This is a genomic window from Dietzia sp. UBA5065 (genome assembly GCA_002415925.1).
In the GTDB taxonomy this organism is placed as follows: domain Bacteria; phylum Actinomycetota; class Actinomycetes; order Mycobacteriales; family Mycobacteriaceae; genus Dietzia.
This window is the reverse complement of sequence record DIAZ01000139.1, coordinates 59,643-67,129: the sequence shown is the minus strand read 5'-3', so window position 1 is coordinate 67,129 and position 7,487 is coordinate 59,643. Positions and strand designations below refer to the sequence as shown.

Sequence of the window (7,487 nt, the reverse complement as noted above, 5' to 3'; positions counted from 1 at the left end):
CCGCGCACCGGTACTGTCGTCCACGGACACACCCCACGGTCCGGCCGGGTGCCGGACCCTCCCGACCACGTGAAGGAGCCCACCGCGGTGAGCGAACCCCACCCCGACCAGTCGCCCGGCCCGGACACACGCCCCGCGGCCACCGCGTCCTCCGCGGCGGCGGACGCCGCGCTGCTCGAGCGGGTGGCGTACGAGGTCAAGAAGGTCGTGGTGGGCCAGGACCGGCTCATCGAGATGATCCTGGTGGGACTGCTCTCGCGCGGCCACATCCTCCTCGAGGGGGTGCCGGGCGTGGCCAAGACCCTCACCGTGGAGACGTTCGCCACCGTGGTGGGCGGCAGCTTCCGCCGGCTCCAGTTCACCCCGGACCTCGTCCCGGCGGACATCGTCGGCACCCGGATCTACCGGCAGGGGCGCGAGGAGTTCGACGTCGAACTCGGCCCGATCCTCGCCAACTTCGTGCTGGCTGACGAGATCAACCGCGCTCCCGCCAAGGTCCAGTCGGCGCTGCTGGAGGTGATGGCCGAGGGCCACGTCTCGATCGGCGGCCAGACCTTCCCGATGCCCTCACCGTTCCTGGTGATGGCCACCCAGAACCCCATCGAGAGCGAGGGGGTCTACCAGTTGCCGGAGGCGCAGCGCGACCGCTTCCTGTTCAAGCTCCTCGTGGACTACCCGAGCCCGGAGGAGGAGCGAGAGATCGTCTACCGGATGGGGACCACGCCCCCGCAGCCGTCCCCGGTCCTCGGGGTGGACGCCCTGCTCCGCCTCCAGGACGCGGTGCGGGAGGTGTTCGTCCACCACGCGCTGGTGGACTACGTGGTCCGCGTCACGGTGGCGACCCGCGAGCCCGCGCGCCACGGGCTCGAGGACGTGGCCCGGTGGCTGGCGTACGGCGCCTCGCCCCGCGCCACCCTGGGCGCCGTCACCGCGGCGCGGGCGCTCGCGCTGGTCCGCGGCCGCGACTACGTCGTGCCGCAGGACGTCGTGGATGTCCTGCCCGCCGTGCTCCGCCACCGCCTCGTGCTGACCTACGACGCCCTCGCGGACGAGATCACCGCCGACACCGTGGTCCGTCGCGTCCTCGAGGCCGTCCCGCTCCCGCAGGTCACCGCGGTACCCGTCCAACCCGGCCCGCCGCCGGTCCGGTGACCCGCGCCGACGAGGGCACCCGCGACGAGCCGGTGGCGGCGGCGTCGCGCGCGGCCCTCGCCCATCTCGAACTCCTCGTCAGCCGCCGGCTCGACGGCGTCCTCAACGGCGACCACCGCGGGCTCCTGCCCGGGCCGGGAACCGAGCCCGGCGAGGCCCGCGCCTACGAACCCGGCGACGACGTCCGGACCATGGACTGGTCCGTCACCGCCCGGACCACCGTGCCGCACATCCGGCAGACCATCGCCGACAGGGAACTGGAGACCTGGATCGTGGTGGACCTGGCGCCCAGCATCGACGTCGAGGGGCGGTACGGCACCAAGCGCAGGCTCGTGGAGGCGGCGGTCGCCACCGTCGGCTTCCTCTCCGCGGGGGGAGGAAGCCGCGTGGGGATGGTGCTCACCGGCCACGGGCACCCGCGGGTGTTCCGAGCCGCGGGCGGGCGGGACCACGTCCGGCGGCTGCTCGAGGAGGTCTCCCGGTCGCGCACCGACGTCTCGCCGGGCGGGGCCCTCCACGACGCGCTGCGCGCGGTCCGTAACGCCGCGCGTCGGCACGGCCTCGTCGTGGTGGTCTCGGACTTCCTCTCCGACCTCGACTGGGAGCGCTCCCTGCGCGTCCTGGGGACCCGCCACGAGTTCCTGGCCGTGCACGTGGCCGACCCGCTCGACATCGCCCTTCCCGCCGTCGGGGCCGCGCTGCTCCAGGACCCCGCCACCGGGGAGGTCCTCGAGGTGGATGTCGACGACGCGCTCGCGGCGGACTATCGCCGGGCCGCGGAGGACCACCGCGCGGAGGTGCACGCCGCCCTCCGGCGCTGCGGAGCCCCGGTCCTGGCCATGCGCACCGACCGGGACTGGCTCCGGGACGTGATCGACTACGTGGGCGCGCGGCGCCAGGGCGGTCTGCCCACCGGGGACAACCTGGCGGACGACCTGCCGGGCGACGGGCCGGGCGACGAGCCGGGCGCGGGCGGGGTCCAATCGTGAGCCTGTCCGAGTTCCAGCACCCCCTGTGGCTGCTGCTCCTGGCGGTGCCCGTCGCGATCGCGGTCGGCTACGTGATCGCGCTGCGCTCCAAGCGGCGCAGGACCGTCCGCTTCGGCAACTTCGGGGTCCTGCGCACGGTCGACCGCGGCGGCATCAGGTGGTTCACGCACGTCCCGGCCGTCCTCCTGGTCCTGGCGCTGCTCTCCCTGGTGGTGGCCCTGGCCGGACCCCAGAAGGACCAGAAGGTGCCACGGAACCGGGCGACGGTCATGCTCGTCGTCGACGTCTCCCTGTCCATGGAGGCCACCGACGTCCCCCCGTCCCGGCTCGAGGCCGCCCAACAGGCCGCCACCACCTTCGCGGGCAACCTCACCCCGGGCGTCAACCTGGGACTGGTCTCCTTCGCCGGGACGGCGTCGATGCTCGTCGCCCCCACCACCGACCGCGGGCCGGTGGTCCGCGCGATCGACCGGCTGAGACTGGACGAGCGGACCGCGACGGGCGAGGCCATCTACACCGCCACCCAGGCCATCACCACGTTCACGGAGAGCCTCGGCGGCTCCGACCAGGCCCCGCCGGCCCGGATCGTGCTCCTGTCCGACGGCAAGGAGACCGTGCCCGCCGACCCCACCGAGGAGCGCGGTGCGTTCACCGCTGCCGAGCGGGCCAAGGAGGCGGGCATCCCGGTCTCCACGATCTCGTTCGGCACCCTCTACGGCACGGTCGACATCCAGGGTCGCGCGCAGCCCGTCCCCGTCGACGACGCCTCCCTGCGCACCATCGCCGAGATCTCGGGGGGCGATTTCTTCACCGCCTCCAGCCTCGAGGAGCTCGACTCCGTCTACCGCACCCTGGAGGAGCAGATCGGGTACGAGTGGAAGAAGGCGGACGCGTCGCGCCCGTGGCTGATCATCGGATCCCTCCTGGCGATGCTCGCCGCGGCCGGCTCCCTCGCGACCAACCGTCGCATCCCGTGACGGGACCCGGCACCAGCGCCTGCGCACCCGCCCGGGTTCGCTAGGTTGGTGCACATGGATTCCCAGAGCACGCCCGCCGCAACCCCCAGAACGGTCCTGGTGACCGGAGGCAACCGCGGGATCGGCCGGGCCGTGGCCGAACGGCTCCGGGCCGACGGCCACCGGGTGGCGGTGACCCACCGCGGGTCCGGGGCCCCGGAGGGGCTGTTCGGGGTGCGGTGCGACGTGACCGACCCCGAGTCGGTGGACGCGGCGTTCGCCGCGGTCGAGGCGGAGTTCGGGCCCGTCGAGGTGGTGGTGTCCAACGCCGGCATCACCGACGACACCCTCCTCATGCGCATGAAGGACGAGCAGTTCACCCGGGTCGTCGACGCCAACCTCTCCGGCGCGTTCCGGGTGGCCAAGCGGGCGTCCCGCGCGATGCTGCGGGCCAAGTTCGGCCGCATCATCCTCATCGGCTCGGTGGTCGGCCAGTCCGGGACGGCCGGGCAGGTCAACTACGCCTCCTCCAAGGCCGGGCTCATCGGGATGGCCCGCTCCCTCACCCGCGAGCTGGGCTCCCGCAATATCACCGCCAACGTGGTGGCGCCCGGGTTCATCGACACCGACATGACCGCAGCGCTGGACGAGAAGACCCGGGAACTCGCCGTGGCGGCGATCCCGCTCGGCCGCACGGGCTCGGCCGAGGATGTCGCCGGTGCCGTGAGCTTCCTCGCCGGGGACGACGCCGGATACATCTCCGGGGCCGTGATCCCGGTCGACGGCGGAATGGGAATGGGGCACTGAACATGACCGAGACCACCGACACCCCCGCCGCGCCGGGCTCCGGCCTGCTCGCGGGCAAGACCATCCTCGTCACCGGGGTGATCACCGACGCCTCGATCGCCTTCCACATAGCCAAGCACTGCCAACTGCACGGCGCCACGGTCATCCTCACCGCGTTCGGCCGGCCCTCGCTGGTCCGGGCGATCTCCAAGCGGTTGCCCCAACGCCCGGCGGTGATCGAGCTCGACGTGCAGAGCGAGGACGACCTCGCGGCGCTCGAGGAGCGGGTCCGCGACCACGCCGACTCCCTGGACGGGGTGGTCCACTCCATAGGCTTCGCCCCGCCGAGCTGCCTGGGGGACCCGTTCCTCGACGCGCCGTGGAAGGACGTCTCGGTCGCGGTGGAGGTCTCCGCCTACTCGTACGCCGCCCTGGCCAGAGCCGTGCGGCCGCTGCTCAACCCGGGGGCGTCGATCATCGGGCTGGACTTTGACCCGAGGTTCTCCATGCCCTTCTACAACTGGATGTCGGTCGCCAAGAACGCCCTCGAGGCGGTCAACCGCTACGTGGCCCGCGAACTCGGACCCGACGGCGTGCGGTCCAACCTCATCGCCGCGGGACCGGTCAAGACCCTCGCCGCCAAGGCGATCGCGGGCGACGCCCTGGGGCCCGGCGGGGAGCTCGACCTGATGCAGGACGAATGGGCCAGGCGCTCGCCGCTCGGGTGGGACGTCAACGACCCCACGTCCGTGGCCACCACCGCGGTCGCGCTCCTCTCGGACCTCATGTCGGCCACCACGGGGACAGTGATCTACGCGGACGGCGGCGCCGGCACCGTCTCCTTCAGCGGACAGGAGAACTGACATGTCAGACGACTCACCCCTCGTGACGGGACCCGTGGACGCACTGCTCGTCCTGTCCTTCGGCGGCCCGGAGGGGCAGGACGACGTGATCCCGTTCCTCGAGAACGTCACCCGCGGGCGGGGGATCCCGGCCGAGCGCCTGGAGGAGGTGGCCACCCACTACCGGCACCTGGGCGGGCGGAGCCCGATCAACGACCTCAACCGCGAGATCATCGCCAACGTCAGGGCCGAGCTCGCGCGACGCGGCCGCGACCTGCCGGTGTACTTCGGCAACCGCAACTGGACGCCGTACCTGGCCGACACCCTCCGCGAGATGACGGCCGACGGGGTGCGCACCGCGGCGGTGTTCGCCACCTCGGCGTGGGGAGGGTACTCGGGCTGCGCGCAGTACCACGAGGACATCGCGCGGGCGCGGCGCGAGGTCGAGGGCGCACCCGGCCTGGTCCGGCTGCGGCAGTTCCACGACCATCCGCGGTTCGTCGAGCGGTTTGCCGCCGACCTCTCCCGGGCCCTCGACGAGGCCCGCCGGAAGGCCCGCGAGTCGGACTCCGACGGTGCGGGCGTAGGTACCGGCGGCGAGCCCCGGCTGGTGTTCACCGCCCACTCCGTCCCCGCCACCGCCGACGCCACGGCGGGACCCAAGCGCCTCGGCGGCCACCTCTACAGTCGTCAGGTCAAGGAGGCCGCCCGCCTGGTGGCCGCGGCGGTCGGGGTGGAGGAGTACGACGTGGTGTGGCAGTCCCGGTCGGGGCCGCCGAGCGTGCCGTGGCTCGAGCCCGACGTGGTGGACCACGTCCACGACCTGGCCACCCACCGCGGGATCCGCGACGTGGTGGTCTGCCCGATCGGCTTCATCTCCGACCACGTGGAGGTGATCTGGGACCTCGACACGGAACTGGTGGCCGAGACCGAGGACCTCGGCGTGCGCATCACCCGCTGCGCGACCCCCGGCCCGTCCCCGGACTTCGCCGAGATGGTCCTGCAGCTGCTCGACGAGCTCGAGACGGGGACCGCGGTCGGGCGCCTCGGCGAGGTGGCGTCGCTGGGCTGCACCCGGGACGGCTCCCGGTGCGCGGTCGACTGCTGCCCGGCCCCGTCGCGGCGGCCGTGACCCTCGCCGCGAGCGGCGGGGGAGCCGAGAGCATCCGCGACGGCGCCGGGGTGATCACCCGGCTCTGACCGCCGCGTCCCCGGCCGCGGCCACCGCGGCGCGACGTGCCGCATCCTTGACCGCGACCAGCCGGCGCAGCACCGGCTCGCGGGTGGCCGGGTCGACGCCCACGCCCGGCCGCGCCAACGCGAGCGAGATGATCGCCTCCACCCTGTCGATGCGGTCCACCAGCTCGAGCACCCGGGGCGGCAGCCCGGCGGGCACGCGGGTGACGTGCTGGTGCAGGTCCACCGCCGCGGTCGCGACGCCGCTCGGCGCGGACCGGTCGACGAGCGCAGACCGCTCGATGAGCTCCGCCGCCTCCAGCACCGCCCGGCCGAGCGAGGACAGGGCGGCCGAGGGCCCGTCCGGTTGCGGCGCCACGGGGCAGTCGACCACGCCCCGGACCCGCCACCGGAGGACATCCGGGTGGGGGTGGACGCACGTCAGGCACACCGCCTCGCGGGTCTCGGGATCACGGACGAGCAGCCCCCAGCCGGCCTCCGAGACGTCGTCGCGGATCCCGGCGTCCGGGGGCAGGCTCGACGAATCCCCCGGTGCCGCCGTGAGCAGGGACAGCGTCTCGGGGACCGGGTGGGAGCGTCCCGCGCGCCGGAGGGTGGTGACGAGCCCGGGCAGCACCCCCGTCGGGCCGGCGGTGGGGGAGACGCCCTCGAGCGCCGCGACGGGCTCGCCCACGATCTCCACCAGGTGAGCGTCCGCCAGACCCGTGACGTAGCGGGTGAGGTCGTCGAACGGCTGATCCCCCCAGGCGGTCCGGAGGAGGAAGAGCGGCAGCGGCCATGCGGGTGACAGGGCGGCGCTCCGGGTGAGGGGACGTGACATGACCATCGAGCGTACCGTCCGGTGCGCCGCCCACCCCCCGACCGCGTGGCCGACTACGGTGTCGGGCCATGGCAGACATGTACGGCTCCGACATCCTCGCCGGAACGGCGCGCCGGCGCCGCCCGGAGATCCCCGTCGTGGTGGCGGAGAACGACCTCGTGGTGGAGCACCCGGACTCCGATTTCTGCGGCGCGGTCGTGGGCTTCACCCGCACCCCCGACGGCGACTTTGTCAAACTCGAGGACCGGCGCGGCCTGGTGCGCCTCTTCGCCATGACCCCCGCCGCGTTCCTCATCGACGGCTCCCCGGTCACCCTGCGCCGGCCCGGACCGGTCGTGCCGACGGGCCCGAAGGTCACCGCGTCGGGGTCCCGGAGGGTCGAGGGGCTGCGGGCCCGGACCGCGCGGGCCGGGCGGATCTGGGTGGAGGGCATCCACGACGCGGCGTTGGTGGAGAAGATCTGGGGCCACGACCTGCGGGTCGAGGGGATCGTCGTGGAGCCGCTCCACGGGATCGACGACCTGCCGGCGCTCGTCGCGGAGTTCGGCCCGACGCCGCAGGCGCGCCTGGGCGTGCTGGTCGACCACCTGGTCACCGGCAGCAAGGAGTCCCGGATCGTCGCCGGGCTCGGTGGGGACGTCCTGGTGACCGGCCACCCCTACGTGGACATCTGGCAGGCCGTCAAGCCCGCCGTGGTGGGGATCCACGAGTGGCCGGTGGTCCCCCGGGGCGAGGACTGGAAGAC

The 7,487-nt window shown here is 73.6% G+C and carries 8 protein-coding genes; 7 read left to right on the top strand and 1 reads right to left on the bottom strand.

Annotated elements, in window-relative coordinates; genetic code table 11:
• Window positions 1-87 precede the first annotated feature (87 nt).
• Genes B4M60_RS11090 through B4M60_RS11065 form a run of 6 tightly spaced genes read left to right on the top strand, consistent with a single transcriptional unit; the run spans window position 88 to window position 5,857 of the window.
• Entirely contained in the window at window positions 88-1,152 is a 1,065-nt protein-coding gene (locus B4M60_RS11090; protein ID WP_414646790.1) for an AAA family ATPase, read from the top strand.
• Complete coding sequence (locus B4M60_RS11085) at window positions 1,149-2,141, top strand: DUF58 domain-containing protein (protein ID WP_291083655.1); 993 nt, start codon at window positions 1,149-1,151, stop codon at window positions 2,139-2,141. Before B4M60_RS11090 ends, B4M60_RS11085 begins: the two co-directional genes overlap by 4 nt.
• A complete protein-coding gene (locus B4M60_RS11080; protein WP_291083653.1) occupies window positions 2,138-3,118 on the top strand; it encodes a VWA domain-containing protein in 981 nt (326 codons plus the stop codon). The genes B4M60_RS11085 and B4M60_RS11080 overlap by 4 nt, the downstream gene beginning before the upstream one ends.
• 54 nt (window positions 3,119-3,172) lie before the next feature.
• Window positions 3,173-3,904, top strand: a complete 732-nt coding sequence (fabG1, locus tag B4M60_RS11075; protein ID WP_291083650.1) for a 3-oxoacyl-ACP reductase FabG1 — start codon at window positions 3,173-3,175, stop codon at window positions 3,902-3,904.
• A gap of 2 nt (window positions 3,905-3,906) precedes the next feature.
• Window positions 3,907-4,746, top strand: coding sequence for an NADH-dependent enoyl-ACP reductase InhA (inhA, locus tag B4M60_RS11070; protein WP_291083649.1), 840 nt, complete (start codon window positions 3,907-3,909; stop codon window positions 4,744-4,746).
• Window position 4,747: 1 nt separating this feature from the next.
• Window positions 4,748-5,857, top strand: coding sequence for a ferrochelatase (locus B4M60_RS11065; RefSeq protein ID WP_291083647.1), 1,110 nt, complete (start codon window positions 4,748-4,750; stop codon window positions 5,855-5,857).
• Between the two features lie 54 nt (window positions 5,858-5,911).
• Here B4M60_RS11065 and B4M60_RS11060 read toward each other — a convergent pair whose 3' ends face one another.
• Window positions 5,912-6,742, bottom strand: a complete 831-nt coding sequence (locus B4M60_RS11060; protein ID WP_291083644.1) for a hypothetical protein — start codon at window positions 6,740-6,742, stop codon at window positions 5,912-5,914.
• A 77-nt stretch (window positions 6,743-6,819) separates the two neighbouring features.
• Here B4M60_RS11060 and B4M60_RS11055 point away from each other — a divergent pair.
• On the top strand, window positions 6,820-7,487 hold a 668-nt coding region (locus tag B4M60_RS11055; RefSeq protein ID WP_291083671.1), incomplete at its 3' end, for a DUF3097 family protein.

Coding starts and splice junctions, on each gene's coding strand:
- fabG1 (WP_291083650.1), top strand. CDS start 3,173: ATGGATTCCCAGAGCACGCCCGCCGCAACCCCCAGAACGGTCCTGGTG.
- B4M60_RS11060 (WP_291083644.1), bottom strand. CDS start 6,742: ATGTCACGTCCCCTCACCCGGAGCGCCGCCCTGTCACCCGCATGGCCG.
- B4M60_RS11065 (WP_291083647.1), top strand. CDS start 4,748: ATGTCAGACGACTCACCCCTCGTGACGGGACCCGTGGACGCACTGCTC.
- inhA (WP_291083649.1), top strand. CDS start 3,907: ATGACCGAGACCACCGACACCCCCGCCGCGCCGGGCTCCGGCCTGCTC.